Genomic DNA, 23,989 nt, shown 5'->3' on the forward strand with positions numbered 1-23,989 from the left:
GGAAAGTAGGCGATGGCAAAAACAAAATGTTAGTACTGAACGCGGTTCGCAACAAACTCATTCATCGTGTCTGCTCGGTGGTTCACCGCCAACAGAAATATGATAAAAACTATGCGCCAACGCTTCCATAAGCCATGGAAATCCGTGCGGTCACTAGCCCGAATTTCTATTTGAGTCTTGTGTTTCAGTAAGCCAGTGGGGTCCTGAATCGATCCATGAGTCGCCAACTCAGCCGAAGACGGTAGGGTATCCCCACTGGCACTGGTTTGCTCTCATCTTGAGAGTATTCCAAGATAGGTTATTCTTGGAATCGTACAGTGACTCAAATCTAAAGGCCGATGCGGGTAGCCTTTTTTTTATGAGCACTGATCTAGAAAAAGTTAACGATAAACTCGACAAATTCCGAGACCATTTATTACACCGTCAACCGCTTAAGCCATCTGAGCATGAAACGCTGGAGAAGTATCGCAAATGCTTCGCTTGGCGCAGTAAACTGTTTTCGCCCCAACAGGTGGTCAATATGCTGATGCAGGAGTACAGCATCAAATACTCCCAAGCCTATCAGGTAATGGCCGAATCAACCAAACTCTATGGCCTGGTTGAAGACATTGACAAGGCCGGTACGACAAAAATTCTGATTGAAGGCTTATACGTAGCGATGTCGCTGGCGGTGAAGGACCGAAACGCTGAAGCCATCATTGCCGCTACCCGCGAAATCGCCAAACTCTCCCGGCTTCACGACGAGCAGTCGCCCCTGAGTGCGGATGATCTGATGCCTGCGCGGACGGTCAAATACGTGCAGAATAACGTCACCATCAGTAACAACAACGGTACGGGCCTGGAGGAATTACCCATTGAATAAGGAAGCCATTGTTCGGCTTAACTCCAAGCAGCTTGAATTTCATCAGCGAGCAACCAGTAATCAGGCTGATTTTACTAAAGAAGGCCGGGCGTATCAATCCGGCTTTCGAGCGACGTTTCAGGGTGGGCGTGGTTCCGGAAAGTCCCGAACCCTCATTCACCTACTGGCTGAGAGCGCCTTTCAACTCCCCAGGGCGAAAGCTGGTTTGGCCGGTCTGACCTACCGTCAGGTGCAGGACATTATTCTATCCCAATCCAATTCTGTTTTTGAAGAACTGGGTTGCATGAATACAACGCTAAAACCGGGGTTGGGAACTACATCATTAACCGTCGTCCGCCCGAGCACTGGAAATCGGCCCACAACACGGTACGTACCTACGACAACTATCTGGTGTTTGCCAATGGCTACACTGTACAATTCGTTAGTGCGGATCGGGAAGAAACGACGCGGGCGCCCGTAATTTTCTCCTTTCGTCGGAATAGATCGTTATAGATCGCCCGCAGCTGGTTGCGCATGATATCTAATTGCTCGTTTTTGAAGAAAGCTTCGGGGTCTTCATAACTAATTCGCTCCCCATCCCAATGGTCGGCATACAGGGTCAGGCCAGTACTGCCCATGTCGATGCGTACTTTGGCTACCGTGATTCGACAATAAAGTTGAATTTTGCCCGGTAATTTGCTCTTGTGTCGCCAAAAGCTAATTTGCATTCTGATAAGAAACATTTGTGCTGTAGTAAAGTACAGCGCGGTGGGGACTAGTTTGCGACCAAATGCTATTATGAGGGCATGAATAAGATATCATGTTACTGTTGGGTACATAAATTGCCGGAGGGGGTGCCACCAGCAGTTTGGGGGTGCCACCAGGAATTCCATCAGCAAGAATAATTTGGGATAATGGCCCAATAAGTGAGCCTAAAAGAGTAAAAACGAGATAAAATCGCCCAAACGTGGGCTGTAGAGACAGGAAGAGAGACAAAAAAAGCCCGAAACGGGGAAGTTTCGGGCACCTGGTAAAAACCAATAATCAAATGCAGAGAGCGAGGGATTCGAACCCCCGGTACCGTTACCAGTACTTCTGATTTCGAATCAGACCCGTTCGACCACTCCGGCAGCTCTCTATTAGTCGTATTTCCGCTCTTGAGCGGTGCAGAGAGGAAGAGATTCGAACTCTCGATACAGTCACCCGCATACACACTTTCCAGGCGTGCTCCTTCAACCACTCGGACACCTCTCTGTGTCATTTGGGAGTGCAAAGATGCACGATTGACTCTAAAAACGCAACTCTCTGGCAAAAAACGTTGGCATGTCAGCGTGGTCATTCACTCATTTCGCCACTAATTGATTGAGAAAGAAGCATCCGTACGGTTGCCGGGTCGTGCTCCAGACCAAGCAAAACCATAAGTTTGGTAATGGCGGCTTCCGTTGTAATGTCGGCTCCGCTCACCACACCAATTTGCTGGAGTTGTTTGCTGGTCTGATAATGCCCCTGCTTGACACGTCCACCCTCACACTGCGACACATTGAATATCACCACGCCCCGGTCGATGGCAGCTTTCAGCGTATCTAAAAACCAGCTATCTGTGGGAGCATTGCCCGCTCCAAACGTTTCGAGCACCACACCCCGCAGAGTAGGAATGTTGACGATAGATTCGACTACCGGCTGCGTAATACCCGGAAAGAGTTTTAAAATCGTCACGTTCGGGTCGAGAACGGTTTGCAGACTCAGCGGTTGATTGGGTTGGTAGGAACGAATGTAGGGTCGGTTATAGTCGATGCTGACACCAGCGGTAGCCAGATGCGGGTAGTTTTCCGAAGCAAACGCATTAAATTGAACGCTCTCCTGCTTTGTTGAGCGGTTACCCCGTAGCAGTAGAGAATTGAAATACACACATACTTCCGGCACCATAGGTTTTCCATACGTCATGGTGGAAATGTCCACTGCGGCAGCGTCCACTGCGGCAGCAATTTCCAGGGCTGTAATGAAATTTTCGCGGGCATCACTACGGGCCATGCCAATGGGCAGTTGGGCCCCGGTTAGAATGACGGGTTTATTTAGGCCAACCAGCATAAAACTCAATGCAGAGGCCGTGTAAGCCATCGTATCGGTGCCGTGAAGAATCACGAAGCTGTCGTACTGATCATAATTCTTCTCAATAATTCGCGCCAGTTCGACCCAAATAGCGGGTTTCATGTTCGATGAATCAATGATATCATCTAAGGTGATGAGGGTGATATGAAAATCAAGTCGGTTCAGTTCAGGCAGACGATCAAGCACTCGATCAAAGTCAAACGGAATAAGTTGGCTTGCCTTCGGATCGTAAATCATACCGAACGTGCCTCCGGTATAGATAACTAACACCGACGCACGCAGCTGCCTGGGTGAAACTGGATTAATATGGACGGTTTTATAGGGCATACTTATTCTGGCAGCAGATTAGTGTATAATGCCGGTAATAATGACAATGCATTGGCGGTAGTATGACGCGCAACGTCATCTATGCTGATTTGCTTCAGGTCGGCAATGCGCTGGGCAATAATCTGAAGGTAGGCCGGTTCGTTACGCTTGCCCCGGTGCGGGACGGGCGCGAGATAGGGCGAGTCGGTTTCTAACACCAAATGCTCCAGACTTATATAAGGTAAGACCTTATCCAGACCGCCGTTTTTAAATGTACTAACGCCCCCAATACCCAATTTAAAGCCCATTTCGATGGCTCGCTTGGCTTCATCAAGCGTACCTACGAAGCAATGAAAAATACCCGTTAAATCCGGTAATGCGAGCTTTTCAATCAGGTCAGCGGCTTCCATAAAAGCGTTTCGGTCGTGACCGGAACGGGTATGCATCGAAACGGGCAGTTTCTGTTCAGACGCCCAGCGCAATTGCGTCTCAAAGGCCACGAACTGTTGATTAACGTAGGCCATATCCCAGTAAAAATCCAGTCCAATTTCGCCAACGGCCATAAAAGCATTTCGATTCAACTGATCTTCCACAGCGGCTAATTCGTCCTCAAACGTATCGTTAACGTAGGCTGGATGCAAGCCCATCATGGGCAAACACCGATCGGGATATTGCTCGGCAAGGGCCATCATGCCCGGCATGGTCTCGCTGGCACAATTGGGCATCCAGATCTGGCTAATCTGTTGTGTTTCCGCCTGATGGAGCATCGTATTCCGGTCTTCATCAAACTGCGAATCGTAAATATGGGCGTGGGTATCAATGAGTATCATAATCAAAAAGCAATTAGACAGAATTAATTCACATTGTCTACTGGCCCCATTCGACTACAATGGTATCGAACGGGGTCGCTGCCGCCGAACAAAAATTAAGGGCAATTTTATTTTACAGAGGAACTATATTTCCTGCCTTTCCAGTCAATCGGTATTGGCAAGAGATAAAAAACCACCGCTACCGGACCAATAATAAGTTGGTAGAGTTCAAAAAGCAACGCATACAAGCCTAAGTTGGTTTGCCGCAACCGGCTCAATCCGAATGAAACGACCAGCGTTTGAACAAACAACTTGATTACGTATAGGCCGATAGCCAGGGCCGGTGTAAAGCAACCCAACAACAGCAATAGTGGCCCCGCGAGGTATTGACCATACAGCGAGATAACCATCCAGGCAGGTAACGCGGTAGCACCCCGCATCCAGCGTTTTCGTTGCTGCAAAAACGCCTGCAACGTATCAACGGGTTTTGTGTGGGCCAGTACCTGTTCGTTCAGCACATTACGAAAATCGTATCCTTTTGCCAAGATTGCCTGAAAGAGTGTATAATCTTCGACCACCGAAAATGGTAACGATTCATAGCCGCCAACGGCTTCGTAGGCCGTCCGACTTACGGCCATATTGTTGCCCATCGCGGTGATGGGAACGCCCAGACTGCTAAGTAGATGTGTCAGCGTGAGGTTATAAAGCCAGTCAACGGTTTGTAGTTTGTGGAAGAGTTTTGGGCCTTCAGGGAGCGTAACGCCCGTAGCGATACCAACCGATTTCGTAAACTGACGACTCATTTCGGTAAGCCAGTCGGGCGGCACCTGGGTATCGGCATCCGTAAAAAAGAGAAAATGACCACGGGCAACAGAGGCCAATTGAGCCAGTACGTTGGCTTTCCCAACTAAACCCGCTCGACTTTCGGTTATCGTAACGAGTTGAAAATTGGGTTTGTCAGCGATAAAGTCGATTACAATTTGGGCAGTTCGGTCGGTAGACTGGTCATTGCCAATAAGTACGTCGAGCGCATTGGCCGGGTACTGGAGTTGCGTTATAGCTTGCAGGCAATCCCGAATACTATCTTCTTCGTTACGGGCGGCAATCAGGAGGCTAATCAGCGGGAAACCCTGAACAGGCTGTTCAATAACCGGCATAAATCGGTTGCGGAACGGCGCGAAACGAGTAGCCCCGTGCGGCAAAATAAGCCAGCATTCTGGGCAGCACATACCGCATCGTCGGCCAGGCTTTCAAGCTATCGTGAAACACCACGATGGAGCCGGGTTTTGTATACTGAATCGTTTTGCGAAGACACACATCAGCGGCTAGCTTCCGATCAAAATCACCGGTTAGAACGTCCCACATAACAATGGAATAATTTTCCAGAACTTCGGCTACCTGCGTCTTCTTGATTCGGCCATAAGGCGGTCTAAACAGCGATGTTTCAACGCCTAACTGTTCCTGACATTTTTGGACATTTTCCAGATACGTCTTATCGTCAGTTTTCCATCCATTAAGGTGGTTAAACGTATGATTACCGACCATATGCCCGGCTTCAAGTACTTTATAGAGCACATCCTGGTGCTTGACTATGTTGTCGCCAATGCAAAAAAACGTAGCCTGGGCGGCAAATTTATCCAATTGCTCCAGCACAAACTCCGTCACATCAGGAATCGGCCCATCATCGAACGTCAGATATATCGTCGGTTCAACCTCAACGTCGATCTTCCACCAGAACTCGGGGTATACCGTTCTGAGTAAAAAGTTAGATTTGTGCAGAAAAAATGACAAAATAATATGCGTTTTTGATGTATAATACAATCTACAGAATACAGACTCTATATCTGCGGTATTCTACATCAGTTGAGGTGACGCCCTTTCCAGGTATAACCTTTCCCCTGAGCGGCTAGCCCGAAGAAAAGTACGTAGAGTGGGTATACTAGTTGGGTGAGCGGAATAACCCTCACCGACGATTTTTTTTGTAAAAAAACAAGAATCTGTCGTAAAAACAAAAACTCAGGCACAAGCTTCAGCATAATAACCCATAGTGTTACCGTTCCGTTTAAAAATCCGAGTAACCAGCCCCCAACAGCTACCACTGGAGCGGCATTACTCATAAAAACAAACACCGCCAGTAATGAGGGCAAATAACTCTCGTAGGCCTGCCATTTACTTGCCCACCGCTTGCGTTGATTATAGAAACCTCGCCATGACTGGTGCGCCTTCGTTCGGACAATGGCTGCCGGACTTTTCAGGAAATGAACCTCGCCGGGATACCGTACCGAAATCTTGTGCATTAGAAACTCATCGTCGCCCGATGCCAGGTGGTCAACGCCCGCAAATCCCTCAACGTCGAAGAAGACCCGTTTTTCGTAGCAAAGGTTGGCACCGTTGCACATAGTTGGTATTCCGAGGGCCATGGTACAGGCTCCCGTGCCAATTAAACTGGAAAATTCGACAGTTTGCAAAGCATCAAAAATGGTCTCTTCAGTGGTAAAGGTTACCGGACCCGAAATCAGTTTGGCTCCGGTTTGTCCGTAGAAAGCCGCCAGCGTAGCCAGCCAGTCGGGGCCAACCCGACAGTCGCCGTCAGTAGTAACGATTAAGTCGCCCGTTGCCAGGGCTATGCTTTGAGTAATCGCCCGTTTCTTGGGAGAAGCCGTCCGCTCATTGGTCAACGGCAGCGGACGCAGGGTAAAGGGAGCTTTTTGAGCGTATTGCTGAATAATTGACAATGTACTGTCCGTTGACGAATCGTCGGCAATAATCACCTCGAAACGGGTGTAGGTTTGCTGGTTAAGGTCATTCAGCAGATTTAGTATAGTATCGGCTTCGTTGCGAACGGGAACAATTACGGTAATACTTGGACTGTTGGCCACATTATCACCCGACCGAAAAGGCGGCACTCGCAGCCAGGTGATCCAGAGGATAAGGGTAAAAAGCGCGTAGAGCCCGCTAATCACTACCAGAAAGATTGTCATTCAGCGGTTAGTTTGAGTTTCCAGATCCAGAGCAGGCCAACGAGCACTGGCATCAACACATTGGCAACCCAGAGTGTTAGCGTAGCCGTTAGCAACACGGGTGCCTGCACCGTAACGACGGACCGGCTAAAAGGCGAAAATACCCATAGTGAAGCGGCTTCCCGAACACCCAAATCACTCAGCAGATTAAAAGCGGGTGTGATCGTTTTTGCCAGAAAAACCAGACCAATGCTCGATGCCGCAATACCCATTGGCAAGAGTATGCCAACTAAGCGCAGTGCTAAGTAAAACTGGCCTGAAAAGACAATATATCGTAACGAAGCCACACTCAGCGCCCGCCCAATTTCCCTGTCTGTATAGAGACCGGCTACCTGCCAGTATTCGGCAAAGCGCATCAAAGCCGGATGGGTGGAAAGCCACTGAACAAGCCTGCGACGCGCGACGCCAAACACTACTCCGCCCAGCGACAAAGCACCTAGTACAAGCAGCAGCCACTGCCCGGCTTGGGTATTTCGTTCGGGAACCACGGCCATATGGTAGGCCCAGGCTACTGTTCCAAAGACGATGGCTACGTAGAACTGCATGCCCCCTGACACCAGCGACGCCCCCACCGCTCCTGCTCGATTAGTGCGCAGCGATAATACCCGTCCGGCGGTATCGCCCAGTTGCGCAGGCAAGGCAAAGCCCAGCGAAACACCCGCTAAAACGCCCCGGTACGCGTCCCAAAAGCTGGTCAACTCAACTCGTCGGAGTAGAATCTGCCATTTCAAAGCCTCAAGACCCCAGTTGACAGGTGTGAGTAACAGCAAACCAACGGCCCATCTTTCTGGATGTTGGACCGTTCGCAGTTGTGTTTGCACAGTGGCCCAATTGAATGCCTGTTGCCGCAATACGTGAGCAATGTAGGCTACCAGGACGGTCAGAAGGGCGATTTTAGCCCAAAAAATGATTTTTTTAGTTGGTTTCAGCGACAAAACAGAGGAGAACACGTTACTTTGTAATAGAGCCAACACCCAGCCATGATCATCACGCCTAACTCATCGACCATTATCCCGGTTCCTATCTCAGAGAAAATCATTCTCGGTGTAGACCCCGGTACTCAGATTGCCGGTTATGGCATTATTGCGGTACGAGGAGGTGTCATGAGCATGATTCAGTATGGGGTGGTTCAGTTGACCAAATATAGTACGTATCAACTGAAGCTCCAGAAACTCTACGAAACCATTGTGCGGCTGATTGATGAATATCACCCCGACGAGATGGCTATTGAAGACCCGTTTTTCGGCAAAAACGTACAGGTTATGCTGAAATTAGGACGGGCGCAGGGCGTGGTGATGGCCGCTGCTCTGTCGCGCAATATTCCGATTGTCGAGTATGCACCCCGGCGTATAAAGCAGTCCGTTACGGGCAATGGTAACGCCACTAAAGACCAGGTATCTCAGATGGTTGGTCATTTGCTGAAAGAGAACTTAGACCCCAAATTCTTCGACGCCACTGACGCCCTGGCGATTGCCGTTTGCCACCATTTTCACGAAAATGCCTTGCCGGTTGCTCCGGGCAAAAAGAACAAAAAAGGGGCTTGGGGAGCCTTTGTTAGTGAGAATTCAAATCGGGTAATGTAAGCGAATCGGGCTATTCACCGACACATTCTGTCTGTCAACCACAATTCTATTTACCGACAACCCTATTTAGCTGATTCAGGAGTAATTTTCCTCTATGAATAATCGGCTTTCGCAGATCGCGATTCACCTGCTTAGTTGTCTAACTTTTTTGGCACTGCCCTACGTCTTTGCGGAAAATGGTTTTGCAAAACTGGCGGAGATACCAGATAATCGGCACGAACAGCGCAATGTGGTGTCGTATCTGCTGACGATTGCCTTTTTCTACATCAACTATTACATTCTGATTCCGAAGCTGTTCTTCAACAGAAAGTATGTTCTCTATGCTCTCGGTTCAGTAGGCTGTTTTGTGCTCATCCAAAGTATACTCGTTGGGATTAATCGGCAAGGGTCTGGTCCACCAACAAGGCATCAGGCCCCACCGCCACGAGAAGAAATGGAACGCAGGCCCCCGCCCCCATTTCCAGAAGGCAATCGTTCACCGTTACCACCAGACCGCTTTTCAGAAGATGAGCGTCCGCCATTGGCACCCGACCGGTTTCCGGCATCCAGCCGCCAACAACCGGGTTTACCATCCGAACTCAGCCAAACGTTTTTTCTGACGCTAGTGGGGTTTCTGCTGGCTCTCGCCTTACGTGTTAATAACCGCTGGCGTGAGACCGAACGCGAAAAAATCCAGACCGAACTCTCGTATCTAAAAGCCCAAATTAATCCGCATTTCCTGTTCAATACACTCAACAGCATCTATTCGCTGGCTATTATCGAATCGCCCCCGACAGCCGACGCGATTGTTAACCTGTCTTCGTTTCTGCGTTACGTGATTCAGGAGTCTAAGAAAAATCAAGTTCCCTTACGAAACGAATTAGACTACATAGGCCAATATATTGCGCTGCAAAAGCTGCGGCTGGGCGATACGGTACAGCTTGACTTTACGATCGAAGGCAATGCCAATGGCAAACAAATTGTGCCGTTACTCCTGATTTCATTCATCGAAAATGCGTTCAAGTACGGCGTTAGTCCCGAAGAACCATCGTCGATTCAACTAGCTATCTCCATAAATAATAACGATCTACGCTGTTACGTAGTTAATAAAAAGGTACGGGTGTTTCAGCCAACGGCGGTGGCAAGCGGCATTGGATTGACCAATACGAAAGCTCGTTTGCAACTCCTTTACCCTGATCGGCATCGACTGGTTATCAGCGATAAACCTGATAGTTTCACCGTCGATTTATCCATTACACTGTCATGATTCGCGCCATTGCCTTAGACGACGAGCCCCCTGCCCTGCGGGTTCTTACGCACTTCTGCCAGCAAGTTGATTTTGTCGATCTGCAAAAAACATTCACGCGTACAGACGAGGCCTTGCGGCATCTGGAACAGTTTCCAACCGACCTGCTGTTTTTAGACATCAATATGCCGTCCATGTCGGGCATTGACTTTTATAAAGCTATTGGTTCTGCTACAGACAATCTGGCAGAGCGGCCCCAGCCAGTGATGGTTATTTTCACGACTGCCTACGCCGAGTATGCCGTCGAAGGGTTTAACCTCAATGCTGTTGACTATCTGTTGAAGCCCTTTACGTACGAACGTTTTTTGCAATCAGTTAACAAAGCGGCTGATTTTTACCGGTGGCAGCAACGCACCGATAAAGTTAATGAAGCCTATCTGTACGTCCGGGCCGACTATAGCCTGCATAAGATTGCGCTGGCCAATATTTTATTTATTGAGGGTTTAGACGATTACCTGAAAATTCACCTCCAACCAGAGAAAGGTGATGGAAATCGGACTGGAGGGTTACGGCCAATTGTGGCCCGAATAACGATGAAAGCGATGTTGGAACGGCTCCCCAGCACGGACTTTATCCGGGTACACCGCTCGCATATCGTGCCCTTGCATCGTATTGAGGCCGTGCGCAACAAAACCATTTTTATAGGCGGTCGGGAGATACCGATTGGCGCCAGCTACGAAGCGGATTTCCTGAGTCGTTTCGGTTCCTAACTACCAACATTACAGCCACTGTAGTGACACGACCGGGCATCAGCCATGGGGTGAATTACCCCGAATTACGGGCCGCATCAAAACCGTGAATCATTAGCGTAGTACGGCAAATATCCAGACCCAAAACTCCCACTATAAGTAGGATATGATTACTGGGAAACTCGATTATAAAGCCCATCCGGAAGCGGCTAAATTCACCGACACAATTAGACGGTTCACCTCAAATCAGGGCATTAGGGCAACGTTTCCCCTTTTGCCGGCGTATAAACTAACATAAATCAACCCAGTCTGGCACTAACTATGGAACGTAAAGAATTTTTGAAACGGGGGTTTGGTAGTTTACTTGGTATCGCTGCCGTTGCCCCTCTTATTGGAGCTTGTTCATCATCGACCATTGATCCGGTTACGACCACAGGTACAGGCACCGGCACATCTACAGGCACAACAAATGGTAGTTCATCAAGTGATTGCGCCGTCTCACCAAGCGAAACCGCGGGTCCTTTCCCAACCAAAGTGCCTGCCAACTTCGTGATGAAAGACATTCGTTCCGACAGGACGGGCGTAGCATTCACCATCAATATCACCGTAAAAAATAGTAATAGTAGCTGCGCAGCCTTATCGGGCGCGTTGGTTGATATCTGGCACTGCGACAAAGACGGCTATTATTCTGAGTATGGCGGCTCTGGGATGCAAAGCGTAAATTATACGACGGTTGATTTCCTGAGAGGTCGGCAAACGAGCGATGCCAATGGACTGGTGTCCTTTACATCAATTTTCCCCGGCTGGTATTCGGGGCGGGCACCTCATATTCACGTACACGTTTATAATTCGGCTGGGAAATCATTGCTGGTTACTCAAATTGCATTCCCTTACGACATAAGTAATACCGTTTATACAACAGCACAATCGTATGGGTATACGAAAGGAGCGCAGGATACTAAAAATGAATCTGATAATGTATTTTCCGATTCTATTGCCACTGAATTAGCCACCGTTACGGGCAGTTTATCAGCGGGGTACGTGCTTACCTTTGCCGTTGTAGTAAGTGCATAAGAAAAGGCCTCAGGATACTTATTCTTGTAGCTTTTTTAGTTATTGATGAGTAAGTAATACTAGATGGGTGTCGCGCGTTAACAGAGAAGTTTAAGGGTAGAAAACAATCACACGTTACGAATTTATTCACGGCTCTATAGTAGAAGATGAGTAAAGGAATTATTTGCCTGTGTTACCGAAAAATCATTGACGTATCGTCTCAAAAAGCATGGGACAAATTCGTTTTCGATGACACATACATGGAGTTTTTCATGCAGGCACAATACTATAATCAAGAGGCAAAATATAGTACGTTTCAGGAATTAGTTGATAATGTACCGAATGCCGATAAGCTGCATTACCTGACGAGTACGGCCGCCATTGGGTATATCAGGCAGTTAAATAAAATAATCCCTGACATTGCCAATGTGTCAGGAAAATTATGCCTCCCATTTACGCAATTCAAGTTTGAAATTATACAGTCTCATGTTCAAAATAAAGATGCTCATAAAGTAGCCATCTTATTTTATAGTGAGCCAATAACCTGGATTGATACCATTGATAATCAGCTGTTAATTGCATACGGAGACCAGCGAGAAGCGTTGCAGGATGGCAAAGAAGTTGATACTGACATGGTTGTCCTGCAACCGTATCTTAGTATCTCATCAATTCAGAAAGGAGCTTTAATTCAGTAAGTCGATATGAATACGCAGACCCAAGCTCAACTCTATTTATCCGAACAACGAGGATGCACCCAAATAGACTATTTTCGGAGTTATCATAGCTTTAATTTCGGTCAGTATAGTAATGAAAACAAAAAGCCCTTCGGGTCGCTGCACGTGCTAAATGATGATACGTTGAAAGCAAGTCATAGTATTAAAATGCAGGTAGACGGAAATACGGATGTATTACTACTTCCTATTGTTGGGGGTCTTGAATATAAAAGTAGTTTGGGAATTGGTTTTCTGGATGCTGGACAAGTCCAGATTTTTTCGCTGGCCAACGGTATGACCTACGAAATCATCAATCCATATGAATCAGAATTGATCAATTTTATAGAAATTTGGCTACCGAATAGGTCAAGTATTTTTTTACCAAAAATCCGCCAAATAAGGTTTAATCTAGCTGATAAAAACAAACTTCTTCCCCTTTTTTCATTAAACTCTACCAACCTTAACAACCATCAGCAAAGTAGAGGATTTATTGGAAAATATGATGGACGGAAAAGCGGAATTTATCCAATAGAAAAATCAGAAAATGGTACACAGCTCACTGGGGTTTTCGTATTCGTACTAAGCGGTGTTTTTGAAGTACAAAACAGATTACTTCACGAACGCGATGGGTTGTCGTTGATGAACATACACGATTCAGACATAGAATTTGAAGCTTTGTCGAACGAGGCAATACTCCTGTTATTGGAGATTCCCCTAAAAAGCTAGAGTATATTATTAGTTCTACAATTGATAATTCAGACGATACTGCATCGTCCCATAAATGCGGAATACCGTTAAAAAGCAGGTTGATGGAATAGCAATTCCATCGTTCATGGCAGGTTTCCAATTGAACTTTTCAGGTGTCCATTCGGGCATATTCCGAATAACCTGCTGGGCATAGCTCACAGCATCAGGCATTCGTGTATTGGCCGATGGATCGGCATTAACAACTACCCCAACTCTAGTAACTTGCCCTATCTCGTTGATACTCAAGGTAGCGGTGATTCGTCGAATACGCTCGTCGTCAATTAGCAATCCAAACTTTTGTTTTAAATAAGTGGACAAATCGGTTGGCTTTCCCAAAAATTGAGCCGCTTGATAGAAGGGTATACAGTTTTGCTTTTCTCCATCTGGCGTGTAGCACTGGCTGCGAGTCAGGCGGCCATTGCGGTAGTACTCCCGTCGTTTGACAGCGCCATCTTCGTACAAAACCATAAAGGGGCCGTTTAGCGAATTATCTTTGTATTCGCAGCTTATGCGTGTCTGCCCTGTGGGATACATAATTTTTGTAGGCCCATGTCGCAAAATTCGACTCACACTATCTAGCTGAATTCCGCCAGCCAGCGTTTTTGGCAGAATGGAGTACGAATCTTGCCGGAATAAGGCCCCATTTTTCAGAAAAACCCGAACGGTAAAATACTCGTTATGTTTACCGTAATACATGATTTCCTCGTCATGGTCCACAGCGGAACGGCGAACAATATTTTTATGCTCACGTTGAACAGAGTCACCTTGCGCCCATATGGGTTGACTGACCAGCATACCAAGCAATAGACAAAAAAGAGCATTCATCACGCTATCATTTTCATCGGACAACTCATTCCGGTGTACGTAGAAACAGTTACCGATGACAACTAATTGATAGCTGAGATAGTTACTCGTTAACGGCGTATTTCAAGATTATTTTAAGTTGTATTTTCTGCGCGTTATGTCCACCTTCCAGAAAACCATTCATCTGCCCGTCTATTCGCGTGGCTTCCACCTGATTACCCGAACAATTGAACGTGAGTTCCCGGACCTCCGACGGATTCAGGTTGGACTATTACACGTTTTTATTCAGCATACCTCGGCCAGCCTAACCATCAATGAGAATGCCGACCCAACCGTACGAGGAGATTTTGAGCGTTTTTTTAACAAGGCAGTGCCCGAAAATGAACCCTATTACCAACACGATTATGAAGGCTCTGATGATATGCCAGCTCACTTGAAAGCGGCCATGTTAGGCCACTCGGTCACGATTCCGATCACGCAAGGGCGGTTGAATCTCGGCACATGGCAGGGCGTATATTTAGGTGAACATCGCGACCACGGTGGATCAAGAACGCTGGTCCTTACGGCTTGGGGAGATATGTACTAATGATTTCTCCTTTTATTTAGGGCCACCTACTGAACGATTCTTACTGACCCGACGACTACCTATTTTATCCGTTAGCTTACTTTTCTTGTAAAGGACTGCTTATACATGTACATTTGCATAAGCACTTATATAAACACTGATGAATTACGGTTTTTTTCAGAAAACAGGCTCTATGGCTTTAGGAAGCCGTCTGCGTCAGGTTAGTGAACGACTCACCCACGAAGCCGCTAAGATTTATGGCTTATATGGGGTAGCCATCGAACCGCGATGGTTTCCCGTACTCTATGCTTTAGCCCAGCAGGATAGCCAGTCGGTTGCTCAGTTGGCAGAAGCCATTGGTCATTCGCAGGCTTCAGTTAGTCAGATCATCAAAGAAATGAATCAACGCGAATTTGTTATGATTAGCAAAGCCGCCGACGATGGCCGCAAAACTATCATCACGTTGTCCGACCAGGCTCGCCAGTATCTTCCGGCCCTGCATCAACAAATGGCCGATGTAGGTGAATCCGTTGAAGCTATGTTGGCCCAAGCGCAGCATAACCTTTGGAAAGCACTGGATGAACTGGACTATTTGCTCGATCAGAAAAGCCTCTTCGACCGGGTAAACCAGAAACGAAAACAGCGAGAAAGCCAGCAGGTACAGATTGTGCCCTATGCTGAGCAATACCATGAAGCGTTTCGCCAACTGAATATCGAGTGGATCACCACTCATTTTGCGTTGGAAGAGTTGGATTATCAAGCCCTTGATCATCCTGATGAGAAAATCATTCAGCCGGGGGGATGTATCCTTATAGCCTTGTATCAGGGTGAGCCAGTGGGGACCTGTGCGCTCATAAAAATGAATGATACCACTTACGAGTTGGCTAAAATGGCCGTCGATCCCAATGCTCGTGGTAAACATATCGGCTGGCTTTTGGGGAAAGCTGTTTTGCAAAAAGCCAGCCAACTTGGGGCTAAAAAAGTGTACCTGGAAAGTAATACAAGTCTAAAACCGGCTATTCATCTCTATCACAAGCTTGGCTTTCAGCGGATTATGGGAACCGATTCTCCCTACAAACGCTGCAACATCCAAATGGAATACACGCTATAAGTTTATGTACGATACTAAAATCGCCATTGTTATCCGGGACGATTTACCAACCTGGCAAAAGCTAAATGTAGCCGCCTTTTTGGCTAGTTCAGTCGCTATTCAGTTCCCGCAGACGCACGGGCAGTCTTTTGTCAACGCGTCTGGATCTACGTACTTACCTTTTATTAAACAGCCAATACTCATTTATAAGGCCGAAAACGACCTGCAAATGAAACGGGCTTTCCAGCGGGCAAAGCAACGGGAACTGGCTCTCGGCATTTATACCAGTCCCTTGTTTTCGACTAAAAATGAAGAAGGGAACCATGTAGAAATTGCTAAATCCACGGATGAAGATCAGGATCTGGTCGGCCTTATTGTATATGGCGAAAACCGGAAAGTGGATAAGGCGCTCGATGGTCTCGCCTATCATCCCTAACGAATTGTGACGACTAGTATACGATTTTCTGTACGACTACCTCCGTACCCGATTACTCAATAGGTTTCGTAGTCGTAATGCAAGGTCTCGGTAACGGTTCCGCTGGTTGTTGTAATCCGGCTGGTTGGTAAACTGGCGCCGTTGTACGTATAGGCATAGGTGCTGTTGCCGGCAGAAAGCACATTATTCTGGCTTAAATTGAGCAGGTTGTCAATACCGCCGTAGTAACTATAGTATGGCCCGAACGATCCAGAGACGGGCATTGGGCCAAATACACCCGGAGTTGGAATGATAAACGGCCCATAGAACGGATTCGTTTTATCATCGAAAGTGTAGGTCGTGTTTGTCGATCTGCTATACACTGGAATTGAAGGGCCGCCTGAACGAATTACCGAAAGTGTCTCCGTGGCAAACGTCAGGTTATTCCCTGTGAACGTGAATGTACCACCGCCACTGGATTGAAGACCAGCCACATTAATTCCTTTTGCGTAGCCTGACAATCGATTATCAGAAGCATACTGGAGTCCTACACCGAAAGTGGATGGCGAGTGAAGTAATTGAGCGACCTGACTAGCCATATTATAACTGAAGGTGTAGACTTCAACCGGGTTAGGTGAACTTCCCGACCGTCTGACAACCTCGCGTCGGAGTTGGGTGAGCCGGTTTTGCGCATCATAAGTATAGACGCTATTCTCAACTGGCCCCATTGTACTGTCGGGCGTTTGAAACCCAACAATCAGGCTCAACCGCCCCTGGGAATCGTATTTGAACGCGCTAACCTTAGCTGTGTTTCCTGGCTGGTCTTGTGTTATAGTTTTAACCCGCAGCCGATTAGACCCTGATCCGGGTGTAACAGCCGGAATTCGGTGATCTGTGCATCCTAAAAAACCGACTAGTAACAACAGGCAGATGAGCCATTTACGTAAATGTGTGGTGTTCATGACTGTTAAATGTTAAGGCATGGTGGTTTACTTATACATTTAATCAGTATGTCTTAAATGGCTGTAGATCAACCTTCAAAGTGTCATTCAGTCATGTCAACATGCTGACTAATTCGGTTCGAAGGTATTCGTTCTCTCAACCATTTACTATTTTGTTATGATAAAATCTTTGAATATCACCATCCAATTTACAAAACGGTCATCCTATAACACCTTCATTCGATTACCTTAGTACTTGCCACACTTCAGCCACACTCGTAACGGGCAACTGGCAGGCCCGGTTGTAGCAGACATAGATCGCTGTTTGTTCATTAATTAGGCCACGCTGCTGCAAAAGGGGTAATGTGCTCTTACCAGTTGTACCACAAAGGACTTTATTAGGGTAAAAATCAGCATCTAACTCCGCTCTGAACTGTTCAGCATCAGGACCAATAACAGCGATTTCGGCAGTGGGTCGGGCACGAATAGCAAATAGAGCCGCCCAATTAGTTAAGTAATCAGCATTCTGCTGCACCAGCGGTTGTATACGCCCCAGCATCTGGTCGGCACGGTCGGCATAGTCTGGCCGGTCGATGAGTAAACTTAGCGTATACAAATTTTCGGCCATCATCGAGTTCGACGAGGGAATAACATTGTCGAACAGTTCTTTTTTTCGGGCGATGAGTTCCTCACCATTTTTATCGGTGAAGAAAAAGAACGGTTCAGAACCGGTCAGGTCGTCTACGGTCGAGTCGGCAAAATTGATCAACACGTACTGTGTCAACTGATTGGCTTCCGTCAGCCAGTTTTCGGTGAAGGTGGCCTGATAGAGTGCCAGTAGCCCGTCAATTACGGCAGCGTAATCATCCAGGAAACCAGCCTGCCGGGCGCGACCCAGTTTGTACGTATGCCAAAGTCGCCCGTTCCGACTGTCGCGCATTTTTTGTAGCAGAAAGTACGCCAGTCTCAGCGCCAGTGTCAAAAACTCCGGTTCACTAAAAACGCGATACGCCGTAGCCAACCCTTTCAGCATCAGTCCATTCCAGGAACACAAAATCTTATCATCCAGGCCCGGTCTGATACGCTCATTACGCACCCGCAACAGGCGGGTATGGGTAGCATCTAACCGTACATTGAGGTCATCCAGCGACCAGCCCATGCGTTCGGCAAAGGATTTATCTGATTCGGTGCGATGCAAAATATTACGACCGTGTTCCCAGTTACCGGCATCCGTCAGGTTGTATAATTCAGCGAACCAGTCGTAATCAGTACCCAGGATTTCCTGCAATTCCGGCGTGGTGAAGGTGTAAAACTTCCCTTCTACTCCTTCGCTATCGGCATCGAGGGCCGAGTAGAAGCCACCTTCGGGACTGAGCAGTTCGCGTTGAGCAAAGCCAATCGTCTGATAAACAACATGTTTGTATAGCGGACTCTTCGTTAAGCTATACGCTTCGGCATACAGCGTCAGAAGTTGCCCGTTATCATAAAGCATTTTCTCGAAATGGGGCGCAAACCAGTCCCCATCGGTTGAGTAGCGGGCAAATCCACCGCCGAGCTGATCATAAATACCACCAAGAGCCATGCGATCAAGCGTAATGTTGACTTGATGAAGGGCAGCAGATTCATTGCCTGCCGCTATGGCTGCGGTCACGTCATAATAACGCAAGAGAAACCGCCAAACGCTGGGCATCGGAAACTTGGGTGCCCGACGCATTCCGCCTTTTTCATCATCGGCTTTTACGGCTACTTTCCGGTAGAGTACGTCAAGTGTTTCCGGAGAAAATAACGGGTCGTTTTGGGTCAGGCCGTATCGTTCGGCATCTGTCAGGTTCAGTTCTTTAGCAAACCCCTCCGCCGACTGTATTAGATCGTCGCGGTGTTCGTCAAAAGCGGTCTGAATACTGCCTAACAAATTGACCCAGTTTTTTTTCGGCAAGTACGTAAGGCCGTAAAAGGGTTTGGCATCGGGCATCAAAAATACGTTGAGCGGCCAGCCACCCTGAACGCCCATTGCTTGTACCGCATCCATATAAATAGCGTCCACATCGGGGCGTTCCTCCCGGTCGACTTTAATGCACACGAAACTCTCGTTCATCACCAAGGCGACATCATCTTTCTCAAATGATTCACGTTCCATAACGTGGCACCAGTGACAAGCCGAGTAACCGATACTGACCAAAATCGGTTTGTCTTCGGCAATGGCTTTGGCCAGCGCTTCGTCGCCCCACGGATACCAGTTAACCGGATTTTCGGCGTGCTGGAGCAGATATGGGCTTGTTTCGTATTGGAGTTGATTCGGCATGATATTATAGTCAAGAGTCATCGGGCAGTAGTCAAAAATGCGATTTACTTCGTGAGGACACCGCCACGGGAAAATCCACTCCTGACTATCGGCTAATGACTATTTTTTTTGTCTGACTTCCGGTCTCGTTTTGGATTCGGAGAAAATATAGACCAGCGGGTAAGTGCCCCACATGTAGTAGTTCCTTCGTACTGGCAACCCCTCTCCTAACGACTGGCTGGCCTATTGTGTTCAACAACATAAGCTCAGTAGATACACCGGGCAACCGTCCAAACGAAACCGTGAGGACCGTTTGGGCAGGGTTCGGAAAGGCCGTAATATCCGCCATAATGGGTTCGATGCCGGTAACGGTCCCCATATCGAAGCGGCACAGATAGACTTCGCGTCCTGTTAGTTCGATAGTTTGCTGCCATGATTTATAGCGAACAGTCAAATTAGTTTTCGACCCATCGGCGGCATAGGGATTCTGAGCCGCAATCAGGATTTTGTTCTCCTTTACTACACCCCGCCAAACAGGTAGTTGCTTGTCCATCAGGTCGCGGGCGGGCGTTTCAATAACTAATTCATACGTCCCCTGAAACATATCGGCAAAGCGCGACAGCCGGTAGAGACCGTGCGTAAAGTGTTCGTAGGCCGCGTAGACATCGGTGCGGGTTTGGGTCAGCGTTGGATTTTCCCATAGCCAAAGCCCGGACGCGCCCGAAAAAAACGGGAAGATTGCCGTTGCTTCTGCCATAAACGGCTGAATGAAGTTCGGGAAGCTGGTCGAACTATCGTGGTATCGCAACCAGACCCAGGGCACCACTGGCTTGTTGCTCCAGGCTCGGTTTACCTCTACCTGAAACAGCAGATAGGCCAGATAATCCTGCGCCAATGGGTTCGGGTAGTCGTAGTAATAATAGTCCGAAGGCGACAGGGCGTCCAACTGTTCATAATACGGCCCACCAATTCCGCGCCCGGTTGAATCCTGAACGATGTAATTTGTCCGACTGAGGTTGGTCGTCCAATCGGCCCAGGTAAATGTCGGCACGTTCAGGTAGGTATTCAGTACGGGTGTATCGGCGTAGCTACTCACGCTAATGCCCGTTAGGTCAGCATGTTGACGAATGTAGCGCAACCCTTCGGCGTAAAGATTTCGCATCGCTTTTTTGTAAGCGGCTACAAAGTCAGCATCCGACAGTTTTCGGTATGTTTCCGGCACACTACTGTCCTGCTTGAGTTTCAGAATCCGGGTGTCGGTTTCCAGAAAACGTTCAATATCCAGTGCCAGCCTGTTAATAGGGAGAATATATAAGCCAGCCGCGTTTTTTTGTCCCCCGGCTACTGCCGAGAGAAAACCATCCCACTTGGCACGGTACGCATTAAGGTCGTTTCCCCAGGGGCTTTCGATGGTTTCCCAGGGTTGGTTCAGGCCCGTTGCAAAGCCGTAATACACAACGGCCCGCTGCTTTGGCTGAACCAGCGAACCATATTCATTATCCTTTATATCAACCAGTTGACTGAATCCATGCCGCAATGGGCTGGCCTGCGTATCAGCAAAACGCGGACCGCCATAAATAACGGGAAACGGCAAGGTAAAATCTGGGAACTTGCTCCATTCAATCTGGTTTGGCTGGCTTACCGGTGTGAAGGTAAGCCGGTCAGCGCACTGTTGTTGAGCCGTTGCCAATGGATAAGTAAGTAGCCAAAAGCTAACTGTCCACACAAAGAAAAAGCCAAATGGAACGCGCATTGCTTGAAATTTCACCAAAACTACGGAATTTTAAGGGCGCAAAGCAGTCCGTTCGGTAAACGAATACCAGAACGCTTCTCGTTACTATCCCAAACATGGAACTCATCAAACATCCTCATCCAGTTATGAATGCAATTCGGCTTCTGCTTATAGTCACGGTTCTTTTTAGCACGTTAACCCGCTGCAAAAAAGATAATGGCGCAACACCGGCGACTTCGCAAACTGATTTGCTGGTTGCCAACAACTGGCGGACGGTTCGGGTAACAACCCCCGACGGGCAGGAAATCAACAAAAATCGCCTGAATTTAGCCACTCAGGTGTTGTACGACCTGAATATGCAGTTTCGTAACAACGGAACCGTCCGTGCCCTCGATCCGAAACAATCCAACTCAGTTATTAATGGTGGCACGTGGACACTGGCCGCCGACAATCAATCCATCGACGTGGACGTATCGGGTTTTAAAGGTAACTTCCCAATTGTTCAACTGACAAAGAGTAAACTCATTCTTCGCCAGAATGCACCTGTCGATGGCAATAAAACCGACATTAATCTGGAATTTGAACCGTCCCTATAATGGGTGAACGAGCGCATCCGATTTTTACGCTATCGCCAGTTTATCAATTATGGCCTTTCTCCGCTTTGAAACCGAACCGGGCTTTTTCGTAGCAGCCGATACCTGGGGAGACCCGGCACACCGGCCCGTAGTATTATTGCATGGTGGCGGCCAAACCAGACACTCCTGGGGCGACACAGCCAACCTGCTGGCCGATGCGGGTTGGTATGCCATTGCGCTTGATGCACGCGGTCACGGCGACAGCGACTGGTCGGCAGAAGGGCACTATGGTATTGAGTATCTGGCCAGCGATCTGCGGGCGGTTAGTGCGCAGCTAGACCGAAAACCGGCTTTTGTGGGCGCGTCGATGGGCGGCATGACAGCCCTCATTGCCGAAGGAGAACGTCAGCCAGGCACTGAATCCTGTTGTACGGCTATCGTTTTGGTCGATATTGCTCCACGCAGCGAGCAGAAAGGCATCGAACGAATTTTTGCCTTTATGAGCCGCAACCAGGATGGGTTTGCGTCTTTGGACGAAGCGGCCGAAGCGGTAGCAAGTTATTTGCCCCACCGCCCGCGCCCGTCAGACCATAACCGATTGGAGAAAAATCTGCGTCTTCGCCAGGAAACGAATGGCGAGTCCCGCTACTACTGGCACTGGGACCCGAAGATGCTGGCTATCTGGCGGCAAAATACCGGCCTCGATCGTACTGATGGACAGCAGCAGACCAATAACGAAGAGCGATTATACCGGGCCGCCCATTCCCTCACCGTCCCAACGCTTATTGTGCGCGGGGGTATCAGTGATGTGGTGAGCGAAAAAGTCATGACCGAGTTTTTAGAGGCCGTTCCGCACGTCCACAGCGTGAGTGTTGCCGATGCAGGCCACATGGTTGCTGGCGACTCGAATCATGCGTTTACGAGAGCGGTATTAAATTTTTTAGAGGCTGAATTAGGGAATGAGTAAAAGAGTGAATAAACTCGTGTCATCTATTCACTGAACCCGCAACGGACAACCTCTAAGCCCGTTACAAATTTAGCGACAGTGACATGCCTACCATGCCTCTTTTATGCAAAAAAACTCCCCCCGTATACTCACTGCCTGGACATTTTATGACTGGGCCAACTCGGTACATTCGCTGGTTATTGTGTCCAGCATTTTTCCCGTCTATTTCTCGGCTACAGCACTGAACAGCACCGGCGGCCCCGTCATAAACTTTCTGGGTCTGTCGATCAAAAACTCGGTACTATTTTCCTACACGATCTCGGCAGCTTTTTTATTTACGGCCCTCCTATCGCCAATCTGTTCAGCCATTGCCGACTACAGCGGTCGGAAGAAAACATTTATGAAAGCCTTCTGCTATATGGGGGCTATCAGTTGCAGTCTGCTGTATTTTTTCACGAAGGAAACCACTACCCTTGCTGTTATCTGCTTCTGGCTCAGCCTGATTGGCTGGAGCGGCAGCATCGTGTTCTACAATTCCTATTTGCCCGATATTGCCACCGAAGATCAGTACGACCGGGTTAGCGCGCGGGGTTTCTCGATGGGTTATCTTGGCAGCGTACTGCTAATGGTAGTCAATCTACTGGTGATTTTGAAACGGGAATGGTTCGGCAATATCTCCGAAGCTATGGCCTCTCGAATTGCCTTCCTGACCGTGGGCCTCTGGTGGATTGGTTTTGCTCAGATACCGTTTAGCCGGTTGCCAGATGGAATAAAGAAGGCCACCAAAGCAAGAACGGGCGGCAATTATCTGTTAAATGGCTTTAGAGAGTTGCGCCATGTCTGGGCCGACTTGCAGGAGCAGCCCTTAGCCAAACGATTTCTGGTCGCGTTTTTTGTGTATAACATGGCCGTTCAGACTGTTATGTATGTGGCAACAATTTTTGGAAGTGACGAGTTAAAGCTGCCCGGCCAGAGCTTGATTATCACGATTCTGCTCATTCAATTAGTCGCTATTCCGGGGGCGTACGGGTTCTCGCGGCTGTCCGAACGGGTTGGGAACACCTACGCCCTTATGACGGCTGTTCTGATCTGGATTGGCGTTTGCACAGCCGCGTATTTCGTGCAAACCGAGTCGCAGTTTTTCGGGCTGGCGGCTGTCGTCGGGTTGGTGATGGGCGGCATTCAATCCCTATCGCGTTCCACCTATTCCAAACTTATTCCGGCCACCACCGACACAGCCTCTTATTTTAGCTTCTACGACGTGACCGAAAAAACGTCTATCGTATTCGGTACACTGATATATGGTCTGATCGAACAACTTACCGGCAGTATGCGAAACAGTGTGTTGGCCCTGTTAGTCCTATTTGTGATCGGATTTGCGCTATTATGGCGAATTCCCTCACAAAAAATTTACCGCCCCCGTTTGGCAAACGCAGAAGTTTCGTAAATTTGTGGCGGTTCGGCGTATTGATAAGAAGATACCAC

At 48.1% G+C, this 23,989-nt stretch carries 25 protein-coding genes, 2 tRNA genes and 1 pseudogene; 15 read left to right on the top strand and 13 right to left on the bottom strand.

Translation table 11 applies throughout. The features are described from left to right. The 3 genes and pseudogenes from ACFS25_RS31890 to ACFS25_RS14645 all read left to right on the top strand — a co-directional run. A pseudogene (locus ACFS25_RS31890) lies at positions 1 to 131 on the top strand (IS110 family transposase); the annotation flags it as partial. Positions 132 to 358: 227 nt separating this feature from the next. Continuing rightward, complete coding sequence (locus ACFS25_RS14640) at positions 359 to 862, top strand: hypothetical protein (RefSeq protein ID WP_381502178.1); 504 nt, start codon at positions 359 to 361, stop codon at positions 860 to 862. Beyond that, the gene (locus tag ACFS25_RS14645; RefSeq protein ID WP_381502181.1) at positions 855 to 1,322 is read left to right on the top strand and encodes a hypothetical protein; all 468 of its coding nucleotides are present in this window, start codon (positions 855 to 857) and stop codon (positions 1,320 to 1,322) included. Before ACFS25_RS14640 ends, ACFS25_RS14645 begins: the two co-directional genes overlap by 8 nt. Here ACFS25_RS14645 and ACFS25_RS14650 read toward each other — a convergent pair. The 9 genes from ACFS25_RS14650 to ACFS25_RS14690 form a co-directional block, all read right to left on the bottom strand. Beyond that, on the bottom strand, positions 1,267 to 1,569 hold the full coding sequence (locus ACFS25_RS14650; protein ID WP_381502184.1) for an Arm DNA-binding domain-containing protein: 303 nt from the start codon (positions 1,567 to 1,569) through the stop codon (positions 1,267 to 1,269). The genes ACFS25_RS14645 and ACFS25_RS14650 overlap by 56 nt on opposite strands. A 323-nt stretch (positions 1,570 to 1,892) precedes the next feature. Further along, a tRNA-Ser gene (locus ACFS25_RS14655) sits at positions 1,893 to 1,979 on the bottom strand. A 29-nt stretch (positions 1,980 to 2,008) separates the two neighbouring features. Then, positions 2,009 to 2,095 (bottom strand) — tRNA-Ser (locus tag ACFS25_RS14660). An 81-nt stretch (positions 2,096 to 2,176) separates the two neighbouring features. Further along, on the bottom strand, positions 2,177 to 3,277 hold the full coding sequence (locus ACFS25_RS14665; protein ID WP_381502188.1) for an asparaginase: 1,101 nt from the start codon (positions 3,275 to 3,277) through the stop codon (positions 2,177 to 2,179). Between the two features lie 2 nt (positions 3,278 to 3,279). Beyond that, complete coding sequence (locus tag ACFS25_RS14670; protein ID WP_381502192.1) at positions 3,280 to 4,086, bottom strand: TatD family hydrolase; 807 nt, start codon at positions 4,084 to 4,086, stop codon at positions 3,280 to 3,282. Positions 4,087 to 4,193: 107 nt separating this feature from the next. Beyond that, positions 4,194 to 5,222 (bottom strand): glycosyltransferase family 2 protein, encoded by a 1,029-nt coding sequence (locus tag ACFS25_RS14675; protein WP_381502195.1) that lies wholly within the window; start codon positions 5,220 to 5,222, stop codon positions 4,194 to 4,196. Beyond that, on the bottom strand, positions 5,209 to 5,856 hold the full coding sequence (locus ACFS25_RS14680) for a polysaccharide deacetylase family protein (RefSeq protein ID WP_381502198.1): 648 nt from the start codon (positions 5,854 to 5,856) through the stop codon (positions 5,209 to 5,211). Before ACFS25_RS14680 ends, ACFS25_RS14675 begins: the two co-directional genes overlap by 14 nt. A 68-nt stretch (positions 5,857 to 5,924) precedes the next feature. After that, the gene (locus tag ACFS25_RS14685; protein ID WP_381502202.1) at positions 5,925 to 7,046 is read right to left on the bottom strand and encodes a glycosyltransferase family 2 protein; all 1,122 of its coding nucleotides are present in this window, start codon (positions 7,044 to 7,046) and stop codon (positions 5,925 to 5,927) included. Beyond that, on the bottom strand, positions 7,043 to 8,020 hold the full coding sequence (locus ACFS25_RS14690) for a lysylphosphatidylglycerol synthase domain-containing protein (RefSeq protein ID WP_408020218.1): 978 nt from the start codon (positions 8,018 to 8,020) through the stop codon (positions 7,043 to 7,045). The genes ACFS25_RS14685 and ACFS25_RS14690 overlap by 4 nt, the downstream gene beginning before the upstream one ends. Before the next feature lie 45 nt (positions 8,021 to 8,065). Between ACFS25_RS14690 and ruvC the strand changes: the two genes are divergently transcribed. From ruvC to ACFS25_RS14720, 6 genes are all read left to right on the top strand, one after another. After that, a complete protein-coding gene (ruvC, locus tag ACFS25_RS14695) occupies positions 8,066 to 8,668 on the top strand; it encodes a crossover junction endodeoxyribonuclease RuvC (RefSeq protein WP_381502208.1) in 603 nt (200 codons plus the stop codon). Positions 8,669 to 8,762: 94 nt separating this feature from the next. Beyond that, positions 8,763 to 9,914, top strand: coding sequence for a sensor histidine kinase (locus ACFS25_RS14700; protein WP_381502211.1), 1,152 nt, complete (start codon positions 8,763 to 8,765; stop codon positions 9,912 to 9,914). Further along, positions 9,911 to 10,663, top strand: a complete 753-nt coding sequence (locus ACFS25_RS14705; RefSeq protein WP_381502214.1) for a LytR/AlgR family response regulator transcription factor — start codon at positions 9,911 to 9,913, stop codon at positions 10,661 to 10,663. The genes ACFS25_RS14700 and ACFS25_RS14705 overlap by 4 nt, the downstream gene beginning before the upstream one ends. Positions 10,664 to 10,963: 300 nt before the next feature. Then, on the top strand, positions 10,964 to 11,716 hold the full coding sequence (locus ACFS25_RS14710) for a dioxygenase family protein (RefSeq protein ID WP_381502217.1): 753 nt from the start codon (positions 10,964 to 10,966) through the stop codon (positions 11,714 to 11,716). Positions 11,717 to 11,862: 146 nt separating this feature from the next. Beyond that, positions 11,863 to 12,390: a hypothetical protein gene (locus ACFS25_RS14715; RefSeq protein WP_381502220.1), complete on the top strand. Its 528-nt coding sequence runs from the start codon at positions 11,863 to 11,865 to the stop codon at positions 12,388 to 12,390. A gap of 6 nt (positions 12,391 to 12,396) precedes the next feature. Beyond that, positions 12,397 to 13,134, top strand: a complete 738-nt coding sequence (locus ACFS25_RS14720) for a pirin family protein (protein WP_381502224.1) — start codon at positions 12,397 to 12,399, stop codon at positions 13,132 to 13,134. Positions 13,135 to 13,149: 15 nt separating this feature from the next. On the opposite strand, the gene ACFS25_RS14725 is transcribed toward ACFS25_RS14720, so the two are convergent. Then, entirely contained in the window at positions 13,150 to 13,980 is an 831-nt protein-coding gene (locus ACFS25_RS14725) for a toxin-antitoxin system YwqK family antitoxin (RefSeq protein ID WP_381502226.1), read from the bottom strand. A gap of 136 nt (positions 13,981 to 14,116) precedes the next feature. Between ACFS25_RS14725 and ACFS25_RS14730 the strand changes: the two genes are divergently transcribed. The 3 genes from ACFS25_RS14730 (at position 14,117) to ACFS25_RS14740 (ending at position 16,050) form a co-directional block, all read left to right on the top strand. After that, positions 14,117 to 14,545 carry a secondary thiamine-phosphate synthase enzyme YjbQ gene (locus tag ACFS25_RS14730; RefSeq protein WP_381502229.1) on the top strand — a complete coding sequence of 143 codons (429 nt, stop codon included), beginning with the start codon at positions 14,117 to 14,119 and terminating at the stop codon, positions 14,543 to 14,545. A gap of 139 nt (positions 14,546 to 14,684) precedes the next feature. Next, on the top strand, positions 14,685 to 15,635 hold the full coding sequence (locus ACFS25_RS14735; RefSeq protein ID WP_381502231.1) for a bifunctional helix-turn-helix transcriptional regulator/GNAT family N-acetyltransferase: 951 nt from the start codon (positions 14,685 to 14,687) through the stop codon (positions 15,633 to 15,635). A 4-nt stretch (positions 15,636 to 15,639) separates the two neighbouring features. After that, the gene (locus tag ACFS25_RS14740; protein WP_381502234.1) at positions 15,640 to 16,050 is read left to right on the top strand and encodes a DUF2000 family protein; all 411 of its coding nucleotides are present in this window, start codon (positions 15,640 to 15,642) and stop codon (positions 16,048 to 16,050) included. A gap of 56 nt (positions 16,051 to 16,106) precedes the next feature. Here the strand turns inward: ACFS25_RS14740 and ACFS25_RS14745 are convergent, their stop codons facing one another. From ACFS25_RS14745 to ACFS25_RS14755, 3 genes are all read right to left on the bottom strand, one after another. Then, complete coding sequence (locus ACFS25_RS14745; RefSeq protein ID WP_381502236.1) at positions 16,107 to 16,991, bottom strand: hypothetical protein; 885 nt, start codon at positions 16,989 to 16,991, stop codon at positions 16,107 to 16,109. A gap of 223 nt (positions 16,992 to 17,214) precedes the next feature. After that, on the bottom strand, positions 17,215 to 19,272 hold the full coding sequence (locus tag ACFS25_RS14750) for a thioredoxin domain-containing protein (protein WP_381502239.1): 2,058 nt from the start codon (positions 19,270 to 19,272) through the stop codon (positions 17,215 to 17,217). Positions 19,273 to 19,357: 85 nt separating this feature from the next. After that, a complete protein-coding gene (locus ACFS25_RS14755; RefSeq protein WP_381502242.1) occupies positions 19,358 to 21,004 on the bottom strand; it encodes a T9SS type A sorting domain-containing protein in 1,647 nt (548 codons plus the stop codon). A gap of 95 nt (positions 21,005 to 21,099) precedes the next feature. On the opposite strand from ACFS25_RS14755, the gene ACFS25_RS14760 reads away from it, so the two are divergent. The 3 genes from ACFS25_RS14760 to ACFS25_RS14770 all read left to right on the top strand — a co-directional run bounded on the left by ACFS25_RS14760 (position 21,100) and on the right by ACFS25_RS14770 (position 23,951). Then, positions 21,100 to 21,579 carry a hypothetical protein gene (locus tag ACFS25_RS14760; RefSeq protein ID WP_381502245.1) on the top strand — a complete coding sequence of 160 codons (480 nt, stop codon included), beginning with the start codon at positions 21,100 to 21,102 and terminating at the stop codon, positions 21,577 to 21,579. A gap of 49 nt (positions 21,580 to 21,628) precedes the next feature. Continuing rightward, complete coding sequence (locus tag ACFS25_RS14765) at positions 21,629 to 22,525, top strand: alpha/beta fold hydrolase (protein WP_381502248.1); 897 nt, start codon at positions 21,629 to 21,631, stop codon at positions 22,523 to 22,525. A gap of 103 nt (positions 22,526 to 22,628) precedes the next feature. Further along, entirely contained in the window at positions 22,629 to 23,951 is a 1,323-nt protein-coding gene (locus tag ACFS25_RS14770) for an MFS transporter (RefSeq protein WP_381502251.1), read from the top strand. Positions 23,952 to 23,989 lie beyond the last annotated feature (38 nt).

It is taken from the genome of Spirosoma flavum, from assembly GCF_042686045.1.
GTDB classification, from domain to species: Bacteria; Bacteroidota; Bacteroidia; order Cytophagales; family Spirosomataceae; genus Spirosoma; species Spirosoma flavum.